Raw genomic sequence first — 25,019 nt, forward strand, 5'->3', positions numbered from 1 at the left:
GACCGGGCGCCGTGAAAGTTTTCGTAACCGTGCGGCAGGTGGCGCGCTGTCAACCGGCAGCGCGCCCGCCACGTAAGAGGACCATGTCCCTGCATCGCAAGACAAGGAGCCTGGCATGACCCCTGGGCGGCAGACCTTTCCTGCCGGCGCCGCCATCCGCGGCGTGCGGCGGATGCTGACGGCCATGCTGCCTGCCGCGGCCTGCATGCTGGCGCTGGCGTCCTGCGCGCAGCAGCCGCCGGCCGCGTCCGGGCCGCTCGGCGCGGCGGACCTGCATTGGCTCAATACCGTGAGCTTCGGTGCCGACCAGGCCAGCATCGCACGGCTGCGCGAGCTGGGCCGCAAGCGCTACCTTGAGGAGCAACTGCGCATGCCGCCCGCCGACCCGCCGGCGGTGACCGCTGTCGTTGCCGCATTGCCAACCCTGCAGGGCACCGCCGCCGAGCGCACGCGCGCGGCACGCGAGGAACGCCAGCGCATCGCCGGCCTGCCCGACGAGATGGCCAGACAGCAGGCCCGCGAGGCGCTGAACCGGCAAGGGCGCGAGGCGATTGCCGACACCGTCCGCCGGCACCTGCTGCGCGCGCTGTATTCCCAGGCCCAGTTGCGCGAGCAGATGACCTGGTTCTGGATGAACCACTTCAGCGTCTATGGCGCCAAGGGGCAGGTGCGCTGGGCCTTGCCCGACTACGAGGAACACACCATCCGGCCGCGCGCGCTTGGCAAGTTCAGCGACCTGGTGCTGGCCACCGTGACCGCGCCGGCCATGCTGGAATACCTGGACAACATGCAGAGCAGCGCCAACCGCGTCAACGAAAACTACGCGCGCGAGCTGATGGAGCTGCATACGCTCGGCGTGTCGGGCGGGCCCAGCGGCTCGCGCTACACCCAGCAGGACGTGCAGGAACTGGCGCGCGTGCTGACGGGCTTCGGCATCAACGCGCGCGGCGAGCCGCCGCGGCTGGCGCCGGCGCGCGCGGCGCTGTACCGCGGCGATGGGCTGTTCGAGTTCAATCCGAACCGGCACGACTTTGGCGCCAAGACGCTGCTCGGACGGCGCATCGAACCGACCGGCTTCGACGAAGCCGCGCGCGCCGTCGCGATCCTGGCGCGCGAGCCGGCCACGGCCCGCTTCATCAGTGCGAAGCTCGCCGCCTACTTCGTCGCGGACAATCCGCCGGCTTCGCTGGTCGACCGCATGGCCGCTACCTTCACGCGCACCGACGGCGACATTGCCGCCGTGCTGACCACCATGTTCCTGTCGCCCGAGCTCGACCGCGTGCTGGACGCGCCAGGGCGCAAGTTCCGGGACCCGATGGCTTTTGTGATGGCGTCGATGCGCCTGGCCTATGACGGCCGCACCGTCAGCAACCTGCGTCCGGTCATGAACTGGCTGAACCAGCTTGGCGAGCCGCTCTACGGGCATGTCACGCCGGACGGCTACCCGGCGGCGGAAGGCGCCTGGGCGAGTTCCGGGCAGATGGTCAAGCGCTTCGAGATCGCGCGCGCCATCGGCTCCGGCCCGGCGGGGCTGTTTGCCGGCGATGCCAGTCTGCCGCCGGGGCCGGCGCGTTTTCCCGTGGTCGCGGGCAAGGCCTACTACGACACCATCGAGGCGACTTTGGGCCCTCAGACGCGCGCGTCGCTCGCGCAGGCGGAGACACAGGCCGAATGGAACACGCTGCTGCTCAGCTCGCCAGAGTGGATGCAGCGCTGATCCGGCAGTACAGGCGACGCACACGACGCACACGAACGCAAGGACTTCGAGATGAAACGTCGGGAATGGCTCAAGACGATGGGCAGTGCCGGGCTGGCGCTGGCCCTGCCCGCGACCATGTCGCGCGTGTATGCGCTGCCGGCGCAGGCGGATGCGCGTTTCCTGCTGGTGTTCCTGCGCGGTGCCTATGACGCCGCCAGCGTGCTGGTGCCGGCCGGCAGCGATTTCTACTACGCCTCGCGGCCCAATATCGCCATCCGGCGGCCGGTGCCCGCCGGCGCCGAACGCGATCCCGCCGCAGCCGTTGCGCTGGCGCCGCCATTTGCGGCCGACGGCCGCCGCGGCATCGGCGGCTGGGCACTGCATCCGGCCCTGGCCGACACCATGCTGCCGCTGTGGAACCGGCAGCAGCTCGCCTTCGTGCCGTTTGCCGGCACCCATGACATGTCCCGCAGCCACTTCGAGACACAGGACAGCATCGAGTCCGGCGCGTCGGGCACCGGCGATGGCCGGCATGACGCGGCATCGCTGCGCGGCAGCGGCTTCCTGAACCGGCTGGCGCAATCGATGGGCGGGCGCGCCGCGCCGGTGGCCTTCACCGACGGCTTGCCGCTGGTGCTGACCGGCAGCCAGGATGTGCCCAATGTCTCGCTCAAGGGCACGGGCCGCACGCCGTTCGACGCGCGCCAGACGCGCGCGCTCGCGCAGATGTACCGCGGCACGCGCTTCGAGTCACTGATCGACGAGGGCTTTGAGTTGCGCCAGACCGTTGCCGAACAGGCGCAGGCGATGCAGGCCCGCGCCGCCGTGGCGGGCGGCACGGATGCCATGGCCGCGCGCATGCAGGACATGCAGGCCGCCAACCGCCGTTCACTGAGCGCGCGCGGCTTCGAGGTCGAGGCCCGCCGCATGGCGGGGCTGATGCGCGACAAGTTCAACCTCGGCTTCGTCGACGTGGGGGGCTGGGACACGCACTCCAACCAGGGCGCCGCGCAGGGGCAACTGGCGAACCTGCTCGACAACCTTGGCCGCGGGCTTGCCGGGTTTGCGCAGGAGATGGGGCCGGCGTGGGGCAAGACCACCGTGGTGGTGGTGTCGGAGTTCGGCCGCACGTTTCGCGAGAATGGCTCGCGCGGGACCGACCACGGCCACGGCACGGTCTACTGGGTTGCTGGCGGCGCCGTGCGCGGCGGCTGCATTGCCGGCGAACAGGTGGCGGTGGAGGCGGGCACGCTCAACCAGAATCGCGACTACCCGGTGCGCAACGAGTACCGCGCCGTGCTCGGGGGGATATTCCGGCGGCTGTACGGCCTGGACGATGCGCGCCTGGCGCAGGTGTTTCCGGGGGGAACGGCGGCCGATTTCGGCTTGGTCTAGCGCGGCGTGCCCCGCGGGGCGCGACAAAGGCAGGCAAAAGCGCTGCGTCGGCTTAGTGCTCCGCGCAACAGTTACGAATGATTACAGGATAGGGGGCGAGTTGCCAGCTCTGAGCCGCTACAGTGGCTGCCGTTCAGAGTAGGAGATTGAATTGAAGCAGCTTGCAATCGTCGCGGCACTGGCCGCAGGACTGCTCACCATTGCCCCGGGCGTCCAGGCACGGGTGAATGTCGATATCGGCATCGGGATTCCCGGCGTCGTCTATGCCGAGCCCGCGCCCGTCTATGTGGCGCCCCAGCCGGTCTACGTTGCACCCCAGCCGGTCTATATGGCCCCGCAACCGGTTGTGGTCGCTCCGGCGCCCGTCCATGCACCCTATTGGCGCGGGCGCGACGATGACGACGACCAGGGCGAACGGAGATGGCGCGAGCGGGGCTACCGCAAGCACGGGTGGCACCGGCACGACGACTGAGCCCGCCCGCGCTGAGCCGGCCCGCCCGCGCCACCGGCCCGCAAACCGCGCTCATTCAAGCCCTCAGTCAAGCCTGATGTTGAGTTGCTGCACCGTGCGCTTCTCGCGCTCGTACTGCTCGGCGGCGAACCTGGTGTACGCCTCGTGGCTCAGGTACACCGATTCCAGGTCGATGGCCTCGAGCGACTGGATGTAGGCCGGATCCTTCGTCGCCGCCCTGAAGGCGTCGTGCAGGCGCCTGACGACCGCCGGGTCCATGCCTTTCGGGCCGACGATGCCGACCAGCGAGGACGCGGTGATGTCATAGCCCAGTTCCTTCAGTGTCGGGACGTCCTTGAAGCGCGGGAAGCGGCTGTCGCCGACGATGGCCAGGGGGCGAATCTTCCCGGCGATGGCGTACTGGCTCCAGCCCGGGTCCAGCACGGCATCGATGTCGCCACCCAGCAGCGCCATCAACTCCTCCGAGCCGCCCTTGTAGGGCACGAACGTGAATTGCGTGCCCACGGCCCTGGCCAGCTTTTCCATCGCGATGTGCCCGGAGCTGCCGATCCCGACCGCGCCATACGAGACCTTGCCCGGGTTGGCCTTGGCATAGGCGAGGAACTCGGCCAGGTTCTTCCACCTCGCGTCGGCCCGCACCACCAGGCCGTAGCGGTAGTTGGTCAGGCCGATGATGTAGGTGAAGTCCTTGCGCGGGTCGTAGCTGGTCTTCTGCAGATGCGGCATGCGGAAGATATTGGCCGCGACCATCGAGAGCACATAGCCCTCCGGCGTGGCGGTCTGCGCCATCACCGATGCGGCCAGCGTGGCGCCGGCGCCCGGCTTGTTGATGGGCACGACGCGCTGGTCCAGTTCCTTGCCGGCGGCGGCTACCAGGGCGCGCAGGGAGGCGTCGGTCGGTCCGCCGGGCGGGAAGGGGATCCAGAACTCGATCGGCCGGGCCGGGTAGGTGCCGGCGGCGAGGGCGGCCGGCATCAGCCCCAGCCCCAGCGCCAGGCCAGCCCCGAATCCGGCCCACGCGGCTCCAGCGGCCCCCGCGGCCCCCAGAAGCGCACGCCGGGAAGCGGACGCCAGACCGTCGGCCTGCTTGTCTTTAGATGCCATGCTTTTTGTCTCCTTGCATTGTCTTTTTGTGCTTGTTGCGGAAGGACATTAGCGGCTTGCCGGCTTCCGGCCAATTGCCGGGCTGATCAGTTGCGTTGGCAAAAAGCACCAGTCCGGCCGGCAGTGTGGCGACCGCGACGGGGACTCCGATCCTGAAAAGGCTCCTTACTTCGCTTCGGCATCGGGCCGACTGCCGTGGACTGGAAGCGAGGTGTTCCGCGGGGCGCGGTATAGTAGGTAGAACCGCATTCTGGCTCAGTGACATGATTGCATCCGCAGCTTGGCCGTCATCCACGAATTTGTGCCCGGGATGGCGAGGCGAGATGGCTCACCGCATCGCCGCCTACGATTGGCGCGGGACCGAACTCGGCGCTCGGGAAGGCTGGTCGGGCAGCCTGAATGCCAACATACAGTTTCTCCTCGGATGCCCCGTTCCCCTGGTGATGCTTTGGGGCAGGGACGGCGTCATGGTCTACAACGACGCCTATGCGGCATTCGCCGGAGGCCGGCACCCGTTTCTGTTGGGCAAGCCCGTTGAAGAAGGGTGGCCGGAGGTTGCGGCATTCAACCGGCATGTCGTGGATACGGTACTGGCGGGCGGTACCCTGTCATACAAGGACAAGCCGCTCACACTTCACCGACACGGAAGACCGGAAGAGGTCTGGCTGGATCTCCATTACAGCCCGGTCGTGGATGACGATGGCGTTCCCGCGGGCGTTATCGCCATTGTCTTTGAAATTACCGAACGCGTGCTTGCGGAGCGAAAGCGGCGCGAAGCGGAGCTTGAGCGAAGCAAGGCCGAGCAAGCCTTGTTCGTGTTGAACCAACATCTGGAAGAGCGCGTCGCCCAGGAGGTAAGAGCCCGGGCGAACGCGGAGGACCGCCTGCGCCAGATGCAGAAGCTGGAGGCAGTGGGTGGCCTGACCGGTGGCGTCGCCCACGATTTCAACAACGTTCTGCAAGTGATTGCCTCGAACTTGCAACTCCTGAGCTTCGCCGTCGGCGATGATCCCCGGCTCCAGGCCCGTATCCATGCCTCCAATGCGGCGGTGGCGCGGGGCGCCAAGCTCGCCCAGCAACTGCTGGCATTTGCGCGCAGGCAGCCGCTTAGCCCGACAGTGGCGAATCCGCGCAAGATGATCGACGGGATGTCGGAGTTGTTGCGGCGTGCGGTTCCCGAAAGCATTCAACTGAAGCTGACCGTCCCTCGTGATATCTGGAATCTGTTCGTCGATCTCACGCAACTGGAAAGCGCGCTGTTGAACCTGGTCATCAACTCGCGCGACGCCTTGCGGGGCAACGGGGTGATAGGCATCGAAGTGGCCAATCTGACCGTTCAGGATGGCGCTCAGGAACCGGCAATCGAGCTTCCGCCGGGAGACTACGTCAGGTTCTCAGTGGTCGACGCGGGCACCGGTATGTCCGAAGAGGTAAAGGCGCGTGCGTTCGAGCCTTTCTTCTCGACCAAGCCGGAAGGGCATGGAACCGGGCTTGGGCTCAGCATGGTCTTCGGTTTCGTCAAGCAGAGCCAGGGCCAAATTGATCTGCAGACCGCCGTCGGCCAGGGCACCACGGTTTCTCTTTACTTTCCCAGGACGCACAAGGAAGAAGCGCCGGATGCTGAGAGGCCGGTCCTGGGCAATAGCGCCGATGAACTGACGGTCCTTGTGGTGGAAGACAATCCTGACGTGCGACTGGCGGCGATCGACATGTTTGCCCAGCTTGGGCACAGGGTCCTGTCAGCAAAGGATGGCGAAGCAGCGCTGGCAGTGTTGCAGCGCGTCGAAGGCGTAGACCTGCTGTTTACGGATGTCGTCATGCCTGGCACGGTCCGGAGCAGCGAACTTGCCAGGATCGCAAGCCATCCGCCCTACAAGGCCAAGGTCATCTTCGCATCGGGATATACGCGGGACGAGATTTTCCATGAGGGCCGGCTCGATGAAGGCGTCGTTCTGCTCAGCAAGCCCTATTCCATCGAGGATCTGGCGCGGACTGTCCGCAAGGTATTCGAAGTGTAGTTGGCGAGCGTCGAATTTCCAGGCGCTTTCATGACAAGCTGACGACACCGTTGCAAGGACGCACGCGAACGCAAATATCAGTTCACCGGGCTTCGCCAGCACCCATAATGCTGCATAGCACAAAGCCTTGCCTGTGCAACTCTTGATCCGGTGCAGTACGCCACGAGACTCGCACAATAGCGGTGCATTGAACCCAACTGCTCACCGGTTTTCAGCGACGTCACGCGTCGTTGCATGGCCGTGGTGCAGTGAATCCGATCATCGCAATCTTTGGCCTATCGCGTACCCATGGCCGCAGCCGAAACGGAGTTGGGGCGGGGTGTTGAATACGCGGTCGTCTTCAAAGGCATCGTGCTGAGGAATCCAATCTTTGCCTCGATCGTTGTGCCACAGGAGCTACCGTGATGAGATCGCTTCGCCGCTGTATCCTTGCTGCCTTTGCACTGGCTGCATTTAGCCATGCTGCGCTGGCCGCCAATGCGCTGTCCTCCTATGCCGGAGACCCCTCGCAGACTTCAGTCTCCGGCCTGTCATCGGGCGCCTTCATGGCAGTCCAGTATCAGGTCGCGTACTCGGGCTCGGTAATCGGTGCCGGCGTGGTCGCAGGAGGGCCATACTACTGCGCCGCGGGGAACATCCTCAACACGACGATCTGCATGGGCCAGGTACCGTTCGTGCCGCCCAATCCAGCGCTGATGGTAGCTGCCGCGTCGGGCTTCGCCTCGCTCGGTCAGATCGACCCGCTGTCGAATCTGGAGAAGGCGAAGATCTATGTATTCAGTGGCACCAAGGATACGGTCGTCTACCAGCAGGCGGTCGATGCGACGGTGTCATTCTTCAAGGAAGCTGGTGTCCCGGCGGCCAGCCTGCAGTATGTGAACAGCGTGGCTGCGGGCCATGCATTCATCACGCCGGCATTCGGCAACGTATGCGCGGATAACGCGCCCCCTTATATCAGCCACTGCGCGGTCGGCAAGCAGAAGTACGACCAGGCTGGCGCGTTGCTGCAGCAGATCTACGGCACGCTGAAGCCGCCCGCAAAGAGTCTGACGGGGAGAATCGTGCCGTTCGACCAGCGCGAATTCGCGGCGGCCGGGACGGGCATGGCAGACACGGGATTCCTCTATGTGCCCAAGTCATGCGATCAGGGCGCGGCGTGCAAGGTCCATGTGGCATTCCATGGGTGCAAGCAGTCCCAGGCTGTGGTCGGCGATGATTTCTACGCGAAGACGAACTACAACAGCTGGGCCGACACGAACAACATCCTTGTGTTGTACCCGCAGGTGAATGCATCGACGGTCCCCTTCAACCCGCAAGGCTGCTGGGATTGGTTCGGCTATACCGGTGCCGACTACGCGCTGAAATCGGGCGCGCAAATGCGTGCGGTCAACGCAATGGTCAGCCGCTTGCTCGCCAAGCCGTAAAGCACAGACAAGCAACGCCCCTTTGCGGGGATGCCACACGGCGTCAATGTCCGTGCACAGCCCGCAAAGGCCGGCCAGGCGACGTATTCGGTCGGAGTCGGGCCGGCATACCTTGCCGGCATTCCGGGCCAACGCGCCTGCCATTTGCGCTACGTACCTTTCCCGCTACGCGCCTTTCCATTGCCCGGCGTGCGCTCACGCTTTGAGACCCCGCGTCTGAGGCCGACGCCCGCAGGGCGAGAACCGTCCGATTGTCCACAGAGACGAACAATATATCCACGGATCCGGCCATTCCTTGCTCAATGGTGTCACAGAAGCGCCTCAATATTCCCGATGCGTCAGGCGTGGCACCTCGGCTCGGTTCCCGGCATTGATGTGGCCTGACAGAAGGAAGCCAACTCGTTCAAACAGTCTCTCGATTCCATAATGAAAAAGCATCTTCTCGCAGTGGCGGTTGCTGTCAGCACCATGTCCGGCGCCGCATCTGCACAGTCGTCCAACGTCACGCTCTACGGCATCGCCGATGCCGGCATCAGCTTCCAGAACCACGTGCAAGGCGCCAATGGAGGCGGCTCGGTCACCGGCGTGACCTCGGGTGGCCTGTCCGGTTCGCGCTGGGGTTTGCGCGGGGTCGAAGACCTTGGCAATCACCTCAAGGGCATCTTCGTGCTGGAAAGCGGCTTCGATATCGACACCGGCAAGTCCGCCCAGGGCGGTCGCCTGTTTGGCCGCCAGGCCTATGTCGGTCTGCAGGGCGATTTCGGTGCCGTGACACTCGGCCGTCAGCAGAACTCGCTGTATGACCTGTTCGCTGCCTATGACCCGATGGCGCTGGGCCCGAGCTACTCCCTGAACTCGGTCGACAACCAGTTCAACGGCCGCGCGGATAACGCCATCAAGTACACCGGCAAGTTCGGTGGCCTGACGGCGACCGGCTTCTACAGCTTCGGCCGCGACGTGAACACGGGCCTGGGCGGCGAAGTGCCGGGCCATTTCAAGGTCGGTACCAACTTCGGCGCTGGCCTGGCCTATGCGAACGGACCGTTCTCGGTGGGCGTCGCCTATGATCAGTTCCAGGGCAGCACCCTTGCCTCATCGGGTCTTGCAGCCAAGCGTGCTGCAGTGGGCGGGTCGTACGCGATCGGGGATGCCAAGTTGTTCGCCGGCTATCGCTGGATGCGCGATGAAGTCACCACGGGTACGGCCCGCCACGACAACCTGTACTGGCTTGGTGCGCTGTACAAGTTCACGCCGGCTTTCACGCTGACCGGCGGTGCCTACTACACCGACGCCCGAACCGACAGCAAGGACTCGTGGATGTTCGTGCTGAACGCCGACTACGCCTTCTCGAAGCGCACCGACGCGTACCTGCTGCTTGGCTATGTCAGCAACAAGGGCAATGCTACCTTCGGCGTGACCGGCACGGCCAATACGCTGCCAGGACAGAACCAGACCGGCGCGATGGTCGGTGTCCGTCACCGCTTCTGACGCGAAACAGGCGCGGCATTTGCGCGCGCCGGGAAAGCTCATATCGACCTTGGAATGTTGCTGGATTCAAGGACGTTGGCCGGCATAATGCCGGCTTTTTTTCGGCTCACCGACTTTGATCATGGCGATGAAGAAAGTAGATGCGGGAGACTGTCATCGATCGCAGTGGGTACGGGCCCCTGCCCCTCAGCTCTCGGGGTCATACCCAAACTCGCGGAGTTCCTGCGAGCAGCGGCAAGCTTTGGCGATCTTTGCAGCCCACAGGATGGCAGCTTCGCGCGACGGAAGCTGCAGGACACAGAAGCCGCCGTCGAACTCCTTCGTCTGGGGATAGGTTTCGTTTGTGACCGTGCCGTCTGAGGCGACCATGAGTGGTGCGACATCCTTGTTGATACCACCACCGAACACATACACGCCTGCAGCCTTCGCCTCGCGTATGACCTCGTGCGCAGCTTCGCTCACGGCGGCAAAGTCCTCGGCGGGGACTTCCATTGCCCTTCCAGGAAAGGAGATAAGGTATTTCGTCATCGTTCGATCCTTCGGTTGAGGTCGTTGCTGTTTGTGAGGCCTAAGAGTTATGGGGCGATGTGTAACGCGCCCTAATAGGGATGATGCGCTCTGACATGTGCAGATTCCCGGCATGTAAGCCGTTGATCTTGCATCGTCTTTGCTCTCGTTGGCTGTATGGCTGCGTGACTGACCGCTTCTGGCCGAACTCGGTCTGCGGATTTTCAGCCTTCCCCGGCAATCAGCGAAGAACTCTTTTTGACCTCCAGTGGATACCAACGCTCGCCGCCGTGTTCGGGCTATCGCTCCCGAATGGCAATCATGTGACAAAGGCAGGGCGCAAGCCGCTCAGACGGAACCCTTCGGAAGAGACTTCGCCAGCGCCCCATCGCCTTCAGTTCCGCTTGATGTGCGTGGCCCGGCTCATATCCCGCGGTGAAAGAATTTCTTATCTCGACGCAGGAAAGATTTCATGTCGGGCCGCCCGGAGGTTCCGGATAGAGTTGTTGGTGGCGGATCCGGGACGCCTCAAGAACGTCAGGCAGGACGACCGGGTCGAGGCGGTCCACAGTGAAGCCGTAGCCGTGCAGGTCAGTCCGGCCTGCGCAAACCAGCGCAGCAGCCGAACGCGGGGGCGACCCGCGTAGCGGTGGCAAGTGGCCATGTGCTTCGGCGTGGCATGCATGGAATGGACCAGAGTTTTACTTTCCCGGCGCCGGAGAACTCCATATCCGCAGTCGGGGTCAGAGTTCCTGATTGGTGTTTCCGAGCCATTGGTTTACGGCAATTCCTTAGCGGAGGGACAGCATGGACGCAGGAAAGAAGTTGGCGCACGCCCGTGAAGTGGGCCTGAAGACGGGCGTGGTGCTGCAAAAGCGCCTGCAGCATGCGCAAGAGGTATTCAGTCAACGCGCGCAGGAAGCCATGGCCGACGAGGCGACGACGCCCGCTGGCTGGATGGCCGCTGCGGACCCGACGAACTACTATGCCTACGCGGTCGACGGCATGCAGCGTGCGATCCTGTTCTGGGACACGATCAGGCAGCGTGGCAACAACTTTGTCGAGAATGCGGTCCAAGGGCTCAAGCCCGTTCTGCACTTCGAGTACGAAACCGTGCTGGACGGCCGCAGCTTCGCCCGGCCCGTCAACTATGCGCTGCTGAAGATCACGCCGCCAGCGGGCGTCACCATCGACAACCGCCGTCGCCCTTACGTCATCATCGATCCGCGTGCTGGCCACGGCCCGGGAATCGGCGGCTTCAAGGACGATTCCCAGGTCGGCGTGGCCATGCGTGCGGGCCACCCGGTCTATTTCGTGATCTTCTTCCGTGACCCGGAGCCGGGGCAGACGCTGCTGGACGTGTGCGAAGCCGAGCAGCAATTCATCAGGAAGGTGCGTGCGCTGCATCCGGATAGCCAGAAGCCGGCCATCATTGGCAATTGCCAGGGAGGCTGGGCCGCCATGATGCTCGCCGCATCGGATCCGGACGACACCGGGCCCATCGTCATCAACGGCGCGCCGATGTCTTACTGGGGCGGCGCCTGGAGCGAGGGCGAAGGTGACAATCCGATGCGCTACTCGGGCGGCCTGCTGGGCGGGACCTGGCTGTCGTCCCTGACGGCTGACCTGGGCAACGGCAAGTTCGATGGTGCCTGGCTGGTCCAGAATTTCGAGAACCTGAATCCGGCCAACAGCTTGTGGGACAAGTACTACAACCTGTACCGGAAGGCCGATACCGAGCCGCCGCGTTTCCTGGAGTTCGAGCACTGGTGGGGCGGCTACTACCTGATGAACCGCGAAGAGATCGAATGGATCACGCGCAACCTCTTCGTGGGCAACAAGCTCTGGAGCGGAGACGTCAAGGATGCCGGCGGGAAGGCGTTCGATCTGCGCGACATCAAGGCTCCCATCGTGCTGTTTGCCTCGATGGGGGACAACATCACTCCGCCGCAGCAGGCTTTCAACTGGGTGGTGGATGTCTATGGCAGCACCGAGGAGATCAAGGCCCGGGGTCAGGTCATCGTCGGGATGATGCACCAGGACGTCGGCCACCTCGGCATCTTCGTCTCGGGCAAGGTTGCGCAGAAGGAGCACGCGCAGATCGTTTCCGTGCTGCAGAGCATCGAGTTGCTGCCTCCGGGGCTCTACGGCATGGTGATCCACGAGCGCAAGTCTGACGGTGGCGTCGAGTATGAGGTCGAGTTCCGCGAACATTCCCTCGAAGACATCGCGCAAAGGCTCAACCGCTTCGAGCGCGTTGACGAGAAGCCGTTCGAGGCCGTCGCTGCGCTGTCCGAATTCAACCAGCGTGCCTATGAACTCTTCGCCCAGCCGTTCGTGCAGGCCATGTCGAACGAAACGACGGCACGCATGCTGCGCGAGTTCCATCCGCTGCGGATGCAGAACTGGGCGTTCTCGGATATGAATCCCTGGATGGCGTGGCTGGGTCACGCCGCCAATGCGGTCAAGGCGAACCGGCAGGCGCTGGACGCCGACCATCCGCTGCGCAAGCGTGAGCAGGCCGGCGCCGACATGCTCAGCGCAGGCCTCGACGCCTATCGTGCCGTGCGCGATGCGATGACGGAAGCCACCTTCTTCAATCTGTACGCGAACATGCTCTCGCTGGTTCCGCAGGACAAAACGTCGCATGCCGGTCCGCCAGCGGTTACCGAGCCACGGGAACTGCCCGAGGTCAAGGCAGCGCTGGCATCGATCGAGCAGGGCGGCTACGCGGAGGCCATCGCCCGGGTGGCCTGCCTGCTCAAGCGACAGGGCGAGCCGTTGCCGCTGTCGAGGCTCGAGTTGCGCAAGGAGCTGGTGACGGACTACGCGGAGTTGCTGCCCGAACTGCTGCCCGAGGCGTGGCGCCGGATTCGTGGCCAGCAGGAGCTCATCACGCTGTACGCGCCGGAGCGGGCGCTCGAGACGCTGCCCGTCCTTTTGCGCGACCAGAACGATCGCCAGCGCCTGCAGGCACTGGCCGAGAAGCTCAGGGATGACGAGCGGCTGATTGGCCGCGCGCCGACGGCCGAGCAGGCTGCGATGCTCGAGCGAATCCGCTCGGCCCTGTCGATCAAGCCCGATCGGTCACGTCGCGCCGCGGTACCGTTTGTGCGCGCGTCCTGACGCCAAGTGCCGGCGGTCGCCGGAATCCAACTGCAAGCTGGTGACGCAGGAGAAAGCCATGCACGAGAAGTATCAGCGCCTGATCGACTACTGCAAGTCCCTCCCACCGACGCCCACCGCGGTCGCCCATCCTTGCGACCGGAGTTCGCTGGAGGGGGCGGTGGAGGCGGCGCGGCTGGGTCTGATCGCGCCTATCCTGGTCGGGCCCCGCGATCGCATCGAAGAGGCCGCCCGCGCCAGTGGTATCGAAATCGGCCAGTATCCGCTGGTCGATGCCGAGCACAGCCATGCCGCCGCTGCCGCCGCAGTGCGGCTGGTTCGCGAAGGCAAGGCCGAGGCCCTGATGAAGGGCAGCCTGCATACCGATGAACTGATGGGGGCCGTGGTCAGGGGCGACAGCGGCCTGCGCACGGCCCGGCGGATCAGCCACTGCTTCGTGATGGATGTGCCCGGCCACGAGGACGCATTGATCATTACTGACGCTGCGGTCAACATCGCGCCGACGCTGGAGGAAAAGGCGGATATCCTCCAGAACGCCATCGACCTGGCGCATGCACTTCAGGTCAAGGACGTACGGGTGGCGATCCTGTCGGCCATGGAAACGGTCAATACCAAGGTACCGTCCACCATCGACGCGGCCGCGCTGTGCAAGATGGTCGACCGGCACCAGATCACCGGTGCGGTGGTCGACGGCCCGCTTGCGCTGGACAACGCCATCAACCTGGACGCCGCGCGTATCAAGAAGATCGACTCGCCGGTGGCCGGGCGCGCCAACGTGCTGCTGGTACCGGACCTGGATGCCGGCAATATGCTCGCAAAGAGCCTGACATTCCTGGCCGGCGCCGATGCCGCAGGCATCGTGCTGGGGGCGCGGGTGCCCATCATCCTGACCAGCCGCGCGGATGCCGTCATGACGCGCCTCGCGTCATGTGCGGTGGCGGCGCTGGTGGCGAAGGCGCGCCGGGACTCCGGCCAGGTACAGGGGTGATGACATGGCCGACGTGATCCTTGTGCTGAACGCAGGTTCGTCGAGCCTGAAGTACTGCGCCTACGATGCGCAGGGCGACGCACTCAGACTGGTCCTGCGGGGCAGTCTCGACGGACTCTACACGTCGCCGAGCTTTCGCGCGTCGGACGCCTCGGGCACGGAAGTCGAGACCAGGCAGTGGGGCGACGGGACCGAGCTGGGACATGGCGGCGCCGTTGCCTTTCTGGCGGATTTCCTGAGAGGTCATGGGGAAGGCCATACGCTGGTCGGGGTCGGGCACCGCGTGGTGCACGGCGGGGTACGCTTCGCGCAGCCGGAAAGGGTCAGCGAAGAACTCCTGTCGGAGCTGGATACGCTTTGCCCGCTGGCACCCCTGCACCAGCCGCACAACCTCAAGCCGATCCGGATTCTCGCCGAACGGCGGCCGGAACTGCCGCAGGTGGCCTGCTTCGACACTGCCTTCCACCGGTCGCAGCCGGAAATCGCCCAGGCCTTTGCGCTGCCGGCTTCGATGACCGAGCGCGGCATCCGCCGCTATGGCTTTCACGGTCTTTCCTACGAGTACATCGCCAGCGTCCTCCCCGGTATCGACGCCAGGGCCGCGGCCGGCCGCACCGTGGTGGCCCACCTTGGCAATGGCAGCAGCATGTGCGCACTCGTGGCCGGACGCAGCGTGGCCAGCACCATGGGGTTCACCGCGGTCGACGGCCTGCCAATGGGCACGCGTTGCGGCAGCCTCGATCCGGGCGTGATCCTGTACCTGATCAGCGAACTGGGCATGGGCGCTCGCGACATCGAGGACCTGGTCTACCGCAAGTCCGGCCTGCTCGGCGTCTCCGGCAAATCGAGCGACATGCGTGTGCTGCTCGCCAGCGACGATGCGCGCGCCCGCCTTGCCGTAGAGCTGTACACCTACCGCATCGGGCGCGAGCTTGGCTCGCTGGCCGCGGCGGCGCAGGGCCTCGACGCGCTGGTCTTTACCGCGGGGATTGGCGAACATGCGGCGCCGATCCGGGAGCGCGTTTGCCGCCAGGCGGCCTGGCTGGGAGTAACCGTCGATGCCGCGGCCAATGACAGCGGCGCGACGCGCATCAGCGAGGCGTCCGGGCAGGTTGGGGTATGGGTGATCCCGACGGATGAAGAACTGATGATTGCCAGGCATACCGGGGCATTGATCGACATCGGGGCGCGCTGAAGCCCGTCTCGAACGAGCATGCGGTGCGCATCGCAGTGCAAAGGGCAACGCTGGTGGGTGCCGAACATGTGCCGGCGATGGCCCACGAGGATCTCCGGTTGCACTGTGCTTTAGACGATCATCCCCCGTCACACTGACCTCGGGTCGGGAAGCCGCGCAAGCCCTGCCCGAACGGGTCAAGGATGGCGTGAAAGCCGCTGCCGTCTCGACTCGCGCCGGAGCGACATGCAGTTGCTACACTGGGGTAATTATGCGAGAACTCCTTTTTCGCACCCTGCTGTACCGCTACTTCTTCTTTGACTGGCTGTACAAGGACGCCAGCAGGGGCAATCTGCTGGAACGCTCCGCCGCCTGGCGCTTCAACCAGATGCACGCGCACTGGCTGCTGACGTATATGCGGCGCTGGCTCGGGTGCGGGCTGATTTTCTTTGGCATGGGTGGCGCGGCCGAGCTGATGCTGAGCGCCCCCGGCCTGTCGGCGCTCTTCTATGTGCCCGGCGTGCTCATCGTGCCGGTCAATGTCGTGATCGGTGTGCTCTGGCTCGGGCTGAAAACACTGCCCGGTCCGCTGTGAGTCGCAGTCCGCGTCTCCACTTCATCCATGTGATCCCCACCCGATAGCGCGCGAAAGATCGCTGTCATGAAATGTCAAGCCTGCCGCAGGCAATGCAAAGCGCATTCCCGGGCGCCAGCCTACATTGATGGCGTAGCAAGCAACGTGGCCTGGATCTTCCCCGGTCGATCAGATGGTCGACTCTCGCCAGGCGCTCCGGTGGAGACCCGATCATGCGCAATTCCCTCGCCGCGGCCAGTCAGGCTTTGTCCGCGCTGACCGTCAGGATCACCAGCCGTCTGCGCCGGTTTCTTCGACAGCCGGCTGGCAACGCAACAAGGCGGGGGCCGAAGGCTCCGCGCCTTGAGACGCGAGCACCGCAGACCGATCGGGAGTTTGCCGAGGCCACCATCCGCTCTTGCCGGACGCTCTGGTAGCCGCACGGCATTGCCGCCACACAGAGCCATGCCGGGAAGTCAGCGTCCGCAATCCCAGCCAGAAGCCTCCCGCAAGGACAGGCTGCCCCACACCGATGCACCGGAGAGACAGCCATGTCCGTAAAATTTCTGAACCCGACTTTGTTGGCCACGTTCCGCGGCTATCTGCCCGGCATGGTCATCAGCGCGGTCGTGACCGTCGCGGCCATGTCGCTTGCCGACCATTACCACGCACCCGTGATGCTGTTTGCGTTGCTGCTGGGCATGGCGCTGAACTTCCTGTCCAAGGAACCGTCGAGCGCCTCCGGCATTGACTTCAGCGCCAAGCAGGTGCTTCGGCTGGGCGTGGCCTTGCTGGGCCTGCGTATTACTGCGTCGCAGGTCGCCGCGCTCGGCTGGCACTCCGTTGCCATGGTCGTGCTCGCGGTGGGACTGACCATCCTGTGCGGCATCGTGCTGGCGCGGCTGATGGGATTCCAGACATTCTTCGGCTTGCTCACCGGCGGGGCCGTCGCCATCTGCGGCGCTTCGGCGGCGCTGGCCCTGGCCGCAGCCATGCCGCAGCATCCCTTGAAGGAGCGCGCGACGCTGTTCACGGTGATCTCGGTCAGCACGCTGTCGACGATGGCGATGGTGCTTTACCCGATGATCGCGCAACTGCTGGCGCTGCCGCCGTTGCAGGCCGGAGCCTTTATCGGCGGGACGATCCATGACGTGGCGCAGGTCGTGGGGGCCGGTTACAGCATCTCGCACGAAGCCGGCGATGCGGCCACGCTGATCAAGCTGATGCGCGTGGCCATGCTGCTGCCCGTGATCGCATTGGCCGCATGGCTGTCGCAACGGCACCAGCGGGCACAAGGCGAAGCCGGTACGGGGACGCGTCCGCCGTTGCTGCCGTGGTTTGCCGTGGCGTTTGCGGTGCTGGTGGCGATCAACAGCACCGGCTGGTTGCCGGCATCACTGGTCAAGGCGGGACAGTTCGCCTCGCAGTGGTGCCTGGTCATGGCCATGGTCGCCATCGGCATGAAGACGCACCTCAAGGACATCCTGTCCGTGGGCTGGAAGCCGGTAGCGCTGATGGTGCTGGAGACGCTGTTCCTGGCTGTCCTGTTCTACGGCATGCTGGTCGTGATGCGGTTCTAGTGTCCTCGCGGCGCCGGTGACTGGCGCCGCGCAGGCGTCATCAGAACCGGTGCCGCAGCCCGATCACCGCGCCGAACTGGCTCTCCCTTGCGCCGACCTGCTCGGTCGGCCCCGACAACGCGGTCGCATACGGATTCAGTGACGGCCCGAAGCCCGTCAGTCCCATGGCCGGGCCGTTGCGGCTCCTGGCGAATCCCAGCACGGTATAGACATCGGTGCGCTTGGAATAGGCATAGGACCCGGTCAGCATGAAGCTGTAGGGATCGCCTGAACTGCCGCTGGCATCGTTGTAGTAGGCCGCGCCGCCCAGCTGTATCAAGGGCGTGACCTGGTACTGCAGGCCAAGCCAGTACAGATTGCTGCGCAGCGCGATCGTGCTGAAGCTGTCATAGGACCAGCGATAGCCGGCAACGGCCCTGGCCGGACCCAGCGCATAGGCCGCGCCGACGCTGGCGCGGTTGGCCTGGCTCGTGTTGCCGACATCGGCATAGGCCCCGCTTTCCATCGCGACGAAGGCCTTCAGGCCGGTGCCGGGTTCCTTGCCATCGCGCAGTCCCCAACGCGTCGACGACAGGTCGCTGGAGTACTCGCGCATGACGTAATGGCTGCCCGTGCCGGTGGCGGGCATATTGGCGACATGTTCCACACTGGCATCGAGGATGCCGTACGGTGTGGTGCTGGCTTGCGCATGCGCGGCGACAGGCAGCACCGATAGTGCGGCCAGGCAGGCTAGGCGGATCTTCATGTTCGGGCCCCCTCGTCATGTGGATCGCACGCATCCCTGCAACGGCAGGGGTGCCTGGTGACCACGATCGGGTCACAGGTGCCATGACGCCCAAGTTCGCTTGAGAGGACCGTCTGTTTTCGCACATGCCACGCGCTTAACTGCGCGCGCATGCCGGAGCCGTCACGCCGCCCCCCGTGTAGCGGCCGGAGGCAGTCAGCCCAGGCAGCCCATGCCGTACTGCAGCGCCCGCAACGCGTCCGCGTGTTCGCGGTAGCGGTCGGCGTAGCTCCAGTATTCGGTCGTCTGCATGGCGCGCTCGGTCGCGCGCACGCGGTAGTCGATGACGAGGCACTGGTTCCAGAATGCGTTCTGGGCGCGCAAGTCCATCTCCTCGTCGGCCTGGTTCTGGGCGGCCGCCTGCATGCGCAGGGCCGACATTGCGCGGTCGGCCTCCTGGTTCTTCGCGACGCCGGGGACCGTCATCACGTGGGACCGCATGGAACCCGTGACGTTGCGGTAGCCTGCCGGGCAGGACGCCGACGTGTAGAGCGTTTCGCTCCCGTTCTGGCATTTGGTGACAGCCTGTGCCAGCCCGCTGGCGGCCAGCAGCACCATCATCACGGCAAGTTGTCTGGACATGGCCGTGCCCTCCCGCTAACACCGATGGAATCAATGTAGGCACGGATCGGCCCGGTCGCCAGCAGTTGTCCGCGGCGTCGCGGTGGCCGGCGGGCGGCAGGCAGTCTTCGGGTCACACCCGGGGGGAAGTGCTGGCCGCAGGTCAGCCAGGCGCGCTGCTTGCACCCGGCGCGGTAGTCGCCGGGGCAGCGGGGGGCGGGGCCGGCAAGGCCGATGGCGCGGGCGCGGTGCCGGCGGTCGAGTCGGTGGTTTCCGCGGGTGCCTGCTCCGGCACGGCCACGACGACTTCGCCGTGGTCGAGCGCCATGCCGGCGGTGGCGTCGGAGGCGTCCGTGATATTGGCGGCCTGCGCCGGCGGCTGCGGCGTGACGTCGGCTTCCGGCGGCGGCAGCGCCGGGCGGCGCGGCGCGGGACGCGCGCCGGGTGCTTCCGCTGGGCCCTTGCCGCCAAACAGCCGTGCAAACCACCCGCGTACCTGCGTGGCCAGCGCGCTGAAGACGCCGGATTCCTCTTCTGCGGCGAAACGCGCCCGGCCATCGATGATGCGGCCGCGCAGCGAGTGCTGGTAGAAGTCCCCGACGATCGGCAGGGCGCTGTGGGCGCCCTGTCCCCAGTAGTCGCTGCGCAGCGTGACGCGGCTGTCGTTGAAGCCGACCCACGCGCCGGCCACCAGCTCCGGGTGCATCAGGATGAACCAGCCGTCGGCATTGTCCTGCGTGGTGCCGGTCTTGCCGGCTACGTCGGCGCGGATGCCGAAGCGCGAGCGGATGCTGGCCCCGGTGCCGCGGTCGATCACGTCGCGCATCACGTCGAGCAGGGTCTGCGTGGTGGCGGCGGGCAGGGCGCGCTCGGCCCGCGCCGGCTGGAATTCCTGCAGGACCTTGCCGTCGCGGTCCTCGATGCGCGTCACCATGGTCGGTGCGATGTATTCGCCCGCATTGGCGATGGTGGCATAGGACGCCACCATTTCCTTGAGCGTCACAGGGCTCGTGCCCAGCGCCAGGGACGGCACCGTGTCGAGCTTGCTGTCGCGCACGCCCATGGCGCGCGCGAGCCGGGCCACGCGCGACGGCCCGACTTCCTGCATGAGCTGGGCCGTGATGGTGTTGCGCGAATAGACCAGGCCGTCGCGCAGCGTCATGGCGCGGCCACTCGGGCGGCCTTCGTCGGTCGGGCGCCAGACTTCGCCGCCGGCGAGCTGGATCTCGACGGGCTGGTCCACCAGTGTGTCGTCGGGCGTCTTGCCCTGCTGGAACGCGGCGCCGTAGACAAAGGGCTTGAACGTGGAGCCCGGCTGGCGGCGCGCGCTCTGCACATGGTCGAACGCGTCCTGCGTGTAGTCGCGGCTGCCGACCCAGGCGCGGATCTGTCCGGTGCGCGGATCGATGGCGATAAAGCCTGCCTGGATGCGCGTCTTCTGCTGGCGCAGCGCCTGCATGAAGGCCGGGTTGGCCAGCAGGTGCTTGAGTGCCTCGTCGGCCGGCGTGCCGGCGGCCACGGCGCTGCGGTACTCGGGCGTTTCACGCACGAAGGCCTGCACCAGGTCCTTGCTGGCCGCCCAGCCGGCGCGCGGCGCCCAGGCGGCATTGGCGATCGACTGCAGCCGGTTGCCCTGCGCCGTGACAGCCTGCGTGGCGAGCGCCTGCAGGCGCGCGTCGATGGTGGTGTGCACGACCAGGCCATCGGCGTAGATGTCATAGCCGTTGCGGTCGGCCCAGCCGATCAGCCACTTGCGCAACTGCTGGGCAAAGTGCGGCGCCGGGCCCGGCGGCTCGGTCTGGCGCTCGAAGTCGATGCGCAGCGGCCGTTTCTTCAGCTGCTCGAAGCGCGCGGCGTCGAGCCGGCCGCGCTTGACCATCTGCGCCAGCACCGTGTTGCGCCGGTCCAGCGCGCGCTCGGGGTTCAGCACCGGGTTGTAGTAGCTGTTGCCCTTGAGCATGCCGATCAGCGTGGCGCTCTGCAGCACGTCGAGCGAGCGGGCCGACTTGTCGAAGTAGGTGCGCGCGGCCATCTCGATGCCGTACGCGTTGTACAGGAACGGCACCGTGTTCAGGTAGGTCTCGAGGATCTGTTCCTTGGTGTACAGGGCCTCGATCTTGAATGCGGTGATCGCCTCCTTGAGCTTGCGCGTCATGGTCGGCGCGCGGCCGATCTCGTCCGGGTAAAGGTTGCGCGCGAGCTGCTGGGTGATGGTGGAACCGCCCTGGCGGTCGCCGGAGAAGGTGTGCAGCGCCGCCGAGGCGGTGCGCCGCCAGTCCAGGCCATGGTGCTGGTAGAAGCGGTGGTCTTCGGTGGAGATCAGTGCATCAACCACCGCGGGCGAGATCTCCGACAGCTTCACCCACTCGCGATTTGCCCACTTGAAGACGGCCAGTTCCTTGCCGTCGGACGACAGCACCTGCGCCGGGCGTTCGAACCTGGCCTTGCGGATGTCACTGATGCCCGGCGTGAACGGGATCAGCACCAGCACATAGAGCAGGAACGCCGCAGGCACCGCCGCCACGGCAAGCAGTGCCTGCCTGCGTGTCGGACGCCGCAGGGATGGCAGGGACTTGAGGCGCTGCACCGGTTGCAACTGAGCCCAGGCCTGGGTCAGCGGCGGGACGAGCAGGGACTTGATCTTGTCCAGCCTCATGAAGCAACCACGATCATGACAAGGCGGGGGCGCAGGACAGAGCAGGGCACTCGGAATACCGGTCTTCGAAAAGACTGAATCCTACCAAAACGTCCCGGGTCGCATCGAGGTGTCTGACAAAAAGCGAGGTTCCGGCCACCGACAAGTTCGGGCTTGTGGTCATTGCGTCATAAAGCCTTCGCATCCCTCGTCACAATACGCAGGCCTCTGGGGGGGCAGGGGAGGCCACGCATCCCAGGCCGTTCCGGGCAGGGGCCTCCCCTAGAACGCTAAGTTGACCGGTGCGACGCATCGGCCTGCGTCACCGCTTCCGAGCGCCGCGGCCACACGGCAAACGGCCCGTCCGGTCTGTACCGGACGGGCCGTTATCACAGGGGCGCCTGTCAATCAGGCGGCCAGCTTCAGCGTGGCAAGCGCGCGCCTGCCCACGGCAAGTTGCTGTGCCACTTCGGCGACGCGTGCGCCCAGGTGCTCGGCGGTACGCAGGTCTGCCAGCGGCGGCACCACGTCGGCGCTCTCGTCGGCGTTGGACTGCGCCGCGGCGCCGAGGAAGAAGCCGTGGCGGTTCAGCGAATCCTCGGTCGACTTGGAGTTGTTGTGGCCCGGGGGCAGGCCCAGGTTCACCCAGTGCATGCCGTGCTGGGCCGCAAAGATGGAGATCTGCTGCAGCGTGGCCAGCTTGTCGCCCGAGCGCGACGCCGAATTGGTAAAGCCGGCAGCCACCTTGTTCGCCCACTTGCCGCCCTTGGCGAAGACATTGCGCGAAGTCGCGTCCATGAAGCCCTTGAACTGGGCCGAGGCACTGCCCATGTAGGTCGGCGCGCCGAAGATGATGCCGTCGACTTCTTCCAGCGTGTCCCAGTGCTGGTCGATCTCGTCGACGCTGATCAGCAGGCTTTCCACGCCTTCCACGCTGCCGGCGCCGCGTGCGACGGCCTGGGCCTGCCTGGCGGTGTGGCCGTAGCCGCTGTGATAGACGATGGCAACGCGGGTCTGGTGGGTGTTCATGGTGTCTTGCCTCACTGAATAAACAAAGGAATTGAACCTGATTTGCTGGCGGCGCTTGGCTGTGTGCGCTGCCGTTGAAAGAAGTCTAGGCGTGTGGCTCGCGGTAATGGTGGATCTTATGGAAACAAGTCATTGAAGTTTTTTGATGACACATAGCCGTGACGGAAAGGGGGTTTTCCCGCCCGTTCGTCGCATGGCAAATCCGGCGCAGACCATATAAAGTTATCCCGCATCCACCCCAATCCGGCGCCGGATGGATTCCACGACCGCGCCAGCCCGCAACCGCTCTCCAACGATGACAACAGGCGGCAAGCAGATCCTGGCAATCCGGCACCTCCTGGCGCGGCAAACGACGGCGTCTGCGTTCTGCGCACTGGCCGCCATGGCGGCAAACGGCAAGGCGGTGGCCAGCGAGCCGGAGGCGGCGCTGCCGGATGTGGTGGTCAGCGCATCGCGCAGCGAACAGCGCCGGTTCGACGCCCCCGCCGCGGTGGACAGCGTTCCGGTCGATCCGCTGCGCGCGACCTCGCCGCTGGTGAACCTGTCCGAAGTACTGGCCGGCGTGCCGGGCGTCGCGGTACGCGATCGCCAGAACTATTCGCAGGACCTGCAGCTCTCCGTGCGCGGCTTCGGCACGCGCTCGACCTTCGGCGTGCGCGGCGTGCGGCTGTATGTGGATGGCATTCCCGCCACCATGCCCGACGGACAGGGCCAGGCCGCAACCGCCGACCTTGCCAATGCCAGCCGCGTGGAGGTGTTGCGCGGCCCGTTCGCGCAGATGTATGGCAATGCCTCGGGCGGCGTGGTGCAGGTATTCACCCCGGATCCGCCCAAGGACGGCTTCACCGGCCGCGCTTCGACCGGGTTCGGCTCCGACGGCCAGTGGCAGGCCGGCGTGGCGCTTGGCGGCGGCAACGACAAGCTGGGCGGCACGCTGGACGCCTGGACCTACCAGACCGATGGCTACCGCGACCACAGTGCCGCGCGACGCTACCAGCTCAATGCCAAGGTCGTGGCCCAGCCGACCGACGCGACACGCGTGACCGGCCAGTTCAATTACTTCAACCAGCCGCTGGCGCAAGACCCGCTGGGCCTGACGCGCGCCCAGGCCGATGCCAACCCGCGCCAGGCCGTTGCGGCCGCTACCCAGTTCGATACCGGCAAGACGGTCGAGCAGACGCAGGCCGGCGTAGTGGTGGACCACAAGCTGAGCGAGGCGGACAGCCTGCAGGGCCGGCTCTACGCCGGCACGCGCCAGCTCAACCAGCGGCTCGGCATGAGCGGCATTGCCGCGACCTCGTCCGGCGGCATCGTCGACCTTGACCGGACCTACGGCGGCGCCGCGCTGTCATGGACGCGGCATACCACCGCCGGCGGCCTGCCATTGCAATGGTCCGCCGGTGTCGAGGCCAACGGCATGCGCGATGGCCGCACCGGCTTCGTCAACAACAACGGCAGCCAGGGCGCGCTGCGCCGCGACGAAACCGACAAGGCCACCGACCTCGGCGCCTTCGCGCAGTTCGACTGGAGCTTCCATCCGTCCTGGGAACTCGTCGGCGGCGTGCGCGCGAGCCGCGTGAAGCTGAGCATCGATGATCATTTCGTTACCGCCGCGAGCCCGGACGACAGCGGCTCGACCACGTACAACAACGTCAGCCCGGTGCTGGGCATGGTCTGGCATGCGCTCGACACGCTCAACGTCTACGCCAACCTGGGCCGCGGCTTTGAATCACCGACGCTGACGGAGGTGGCCTACGGTCCGGGCGGCGTCGGCAGCAACCTTGGCCTGCAGGCATCCACCAGCCGCCAGGGCGAGATCGGCATCAAGTGGCAGCAGCAGCGCCAGCGGCTGGAGGCGGCGCTGTTCGACGCCGACAGCCATGACGAAGTCGTGCCCTTGTCGAACAACGCCGGCCGCACCGTCTACCAGAACGTCAACGGCGTACACCGTCGCGGCCTGGAGCTGGCCTGGCGCGGCGGCTTCGGCGCGCAGGTGGGCGCATCGGCCAATGGCACGACCGGCAGCCAGTTCGAGGCCGGCCTCGCCTACACCTACCTGTCCGCCTACTTCGGCGAGTCGTTTCTCAACGCGCAGGGGCAGACCGTCAACGCCGGCAACCGGCTGCCCGGCACGGCGCGCCACAGCCTGAACCTCGACGTTGCATGGCGGCCGCTGCCGCCGCTGGTGCTGGGTGCGGAAATGCACGTGGACAGCCTGATCTATGCGGATGACCTCAACACCCAGGCCGCGCCCGGCTATGCCACCTTCAACCTGCGCGCCGGCTACGAATTCCGGATCGGCAAGACGCGCTTGTTCGCGTTCGGCCGCATCGACAACATTGCGGACCGCAAGTACATCGGCTCGGTGATCGTCAACGAAGCCAATGGCCGGTATTTCGAGCCGGCGCCGGGCCGGCGCTTTTTCGTCGGGCTGCGCGCGGCGATGTAAGTGGCGATGTAA

18 protein-coding genes are annotated in these 25,019 nt (G+C 65.8%); 12 read left to right on the forward strand and 6 right to left on the reverse strand.

The window, feature by feature from the left end; translation table 11 throughout:
- Positions 1-172 precede the first annotated feature (172 nt).
- The 3 genes from KHO22_RS08435 to KHO22_RS08445 all read left to right on the forward strand — a co-directional run bounded on the left by KHO22_RS08435 (position 173) and on the right by KHO22_RS08445 (position 3,566).
- Complete coding sequence (locus tag KHO22_RS08435; protein WP_230426810.1) at positions 173-1,717, forward strand: DUF1800 domain-containing protein; 1,545 nt, start codon at positions 173-175, stop codon at positions 1,715-1,717.
- Between the two features lie 51 nt (positions 1,718-1,768).
- Entirely contained in the window at positions 1,769-3,094 is a 1,326-nt protein-coding gene (locus KHO22_RS08440) for a DUF1501 domain-containing protein (RefSeq protein ID WP_211946666.1), read from the forward strand.
- Positions 3,095-3,245: 151 nt separating this feature from the next.
- Positions 3,246-3,566 (forward strand): hypothetical protein, encoded by a 321-nt coding sequence (locus KHO22_RS08445; protein WP_211946667.1) that lies wholly within the window; start codon positions 3,246-3,248, stop codon positions 3,564-3,566.
- Between the two features lie 63 nt (positions 3,567-3,629).
- On the opposite strand, the gene KHO22_RS08450 is transcribed toward KHO22_RS08445, so the two are convergent.
- Complete coding sequence (locus KHO22_RS08450) at positions 3,630-4,670, reverse strand: tripartite tricarboxylate transporter substrate binding protein (protein ID WP_230426793.1); 1,041 nt, start codon at positions 4,668-4,670, stop codon at positions 3,630-3,632.
- 323 nt (positions 4,671-4,993) lie between these two features.
- On the opposite strand from KHO22_RS08450, the gene KHO22_RS08455 reads away from it, so the two are divergent.
- From KHO22_RS08455 to KHO22_RS08465, 3 genes are all read left to right on the forward strand, one after another.
- On the forward strand, positions 4,994-6,688 hold the full coding sequence (locus KHO22_RS08455; protein ID WP_211946668.1) for an ATP-binding protein: 1,695 nt from the start codon (positions 4,994-4,996) through the stop codon (positions 6,686-6,688).
- Between the two features lie 404 nt (positions 6,689-7,092).
- Positions 7,093-8,112 (forward strand): extracellular catalytic domain type 2 short-chain-length polyhydroxyalkanoate depolymerase, encoded by a 1,020-nt coding sequence (locus tag KHO22_RS08460; RefSeq protein WP_211946669.1) that lies wholly within the window; start codon positions 7,093-7,095, stop codon positions 8,110-8,112.
- A 426-nt stretch (positions 8,113-8,538) separates the two neighbouring features.
- Positions 8,539-9,600, forward strand: a complete 1,062-nt coding sequence (locus KHO22_RS08465) for a porin (RefSeq protein ID WP_211946670.1) — start codon at positions 8,539-8,541, stop codon at positions 9,598-9,600.
- Positions 9,601-9,786: 186 nt separating this feature from the next.
- Here the strand turns inward: KHO22_RS08465 and KHO22_RS08470 are convergent, their stop codons facing one another.
- A complete protein-coding gene (locus KHO22_RS08470; RefSeq protein WP_230426794.1) occupies positions 9,787-10,128 on the reverse strand; it encodes a YciI family protein in 342 nt (113 codons plus the stop codon).
- A 786-nt stretch (positions 10,129-10,914) separates the two neighbouring features.
- Between KHO22_RS08470 and KHO22_RS08475 the strand changes: the two genes are divergently transcribed.
- From KHO22_RS08475 to KHO22_RS08495, 5 genes are all read left to right on the forward strand, one after another.
- Complete coding sequence (locus tag KHO22_RS08475) at positions 10,915-13,233, forward strand: DUF3141 domain-containing protein (RefSeq protein WP_211946671.1); 2,319 nt, start codon at positions 10,915-10,917, stop codon at positions 13,231-13,233.
- A gap of 58 nt (positions 13,234-13,291) precedes the next feature.
- On the forward strand, positions 13,292-14,221 hold the full coding sequence (locus KHO22_RS08480) for a phosphate acetyltransferase (RefSeq protein ID WP_230426795.1): 930 nt from the start codon (positions 13,292-13,294) through the stop codon (positions 14,219-14,221).
- Positions 14,222-14,225: 4 nt separating this feature from the next.
- Positions 14,226-15,416: an acetate/propionate family kinase gene (locus tag KHO22_RS08485; protein ID WP_211946673.1), complete on the forward strand. Its 1,191-nt coding sequence runs from the start codon at positions 14,226-14,228 to the stop codon at positions 15,414-15,416.
- 250 nt (positions 15,417-15,666) lie between these two features.
- On the forward strand, positions 15,667-15,990 hold the full coding sequence (locus tag KHO22_RS08490; RefSeq protein WP_211946674.1) for a hypothetical protein: 324 nt from the start codon (positions 15,667-15,669) through the stop codon (positions 15,988-15,990).
- A 530-nt stretch (positions 15,991-16,520) separates the two neighbouring features.
- Positions 16,521-17,549, forward strand: a complete 1,029-nt coding sequence (locus KHO22_RS08495; RefSeq protein ID WP_211946675.1) for a YeiH family protein — start codon at positions 16,521-16,523, stop codon at positions 17,547-17,549.
- A 40-nt stretch (positions 17,550-17,589) separates the two neighbouring features.
- Here the strand turns inward: KHO22_RS08495 and KHO22_RS08500 are convergent, their stop codons facing one another.
- From KHO22_RS08500 to KHO22_RS08515, 4 genes are all read right to left on the reverse strand, one after another.
- Positions 17,590-18,294 (reverse strand): porin, encoded by a 705-nt coding sequence (locus KHO22_RS08500; RefSeq protein WP_211946676.1) that lies wholly within the window; start codon positions 18,292-18,294, stop codon positions 17,590-17,592.
- Between the two features lie 195 nt (positions 18,295-18,489).
- Positions 18,490-18,915 carry a hypothetical protein gene (locus KHO22_RS08505; RefSeq protein ID WP_211946677.1) on the reverse strand — a complete coding sequence of 142 codons (426 nt, stop codon included), beginning with the start codon at positions 18,913-18,915 and terminating at the stop codon, positions 18,490-18,492.
- Between the two features lie 142 nt (positions 18,916-19,057).
- Positions 19,058-21,550: a penicillin-binding protein 1A gene (locus KHO22_RS08510; protein WP_211946678.1), complete on the reverse strand. Its 2,493-nt coding sequence runs from the start codon at positions 21,548-21,550 to the stop codon at positions 19,058-19,060.
- A gap of 387 nt (positions 21,551-21,937) precedes the next feature.
- A complete protein-coding gene (locus KHO22_RS08515; protein WP_211946679.1) occupies positions 21,938-22,558 on the reverse strand; it encodes a flavodoxin family protein in 621 nt (206 codons plus the stop codon).
- 295 nt (positions 22,559-22,853) lie between these two features.
- Between KHO22_RS08515 and KHO22_RS08520 the strand changes: the two genes are divergently transcribed.
- Positions 22,854-25,007: a TonB-dependent receptor family protein gene (locus tag KHO22_RS08520; RefSeq protein WP_211946850.1), complete on the forward strand. Its 2,154-nt coding sequence runs from the start codon at positions 22,854-22,856 to the stop codon at positions 25,005-25,007.
- Positions 25,008-25,019: the final 12 nt, after the last annotated feature.

The organism is Cupriavidus yeoncheonensis (genome assembly GCF_905397275.1).
Taxonomy (GTDB): domain Bacteria; phylum Pseudomonadota; class Gammaproteobacteria; order Burkholderiales; family Burkholderiaceae; genus Cupriavidus; species Cupriavidus yeoncheonensis.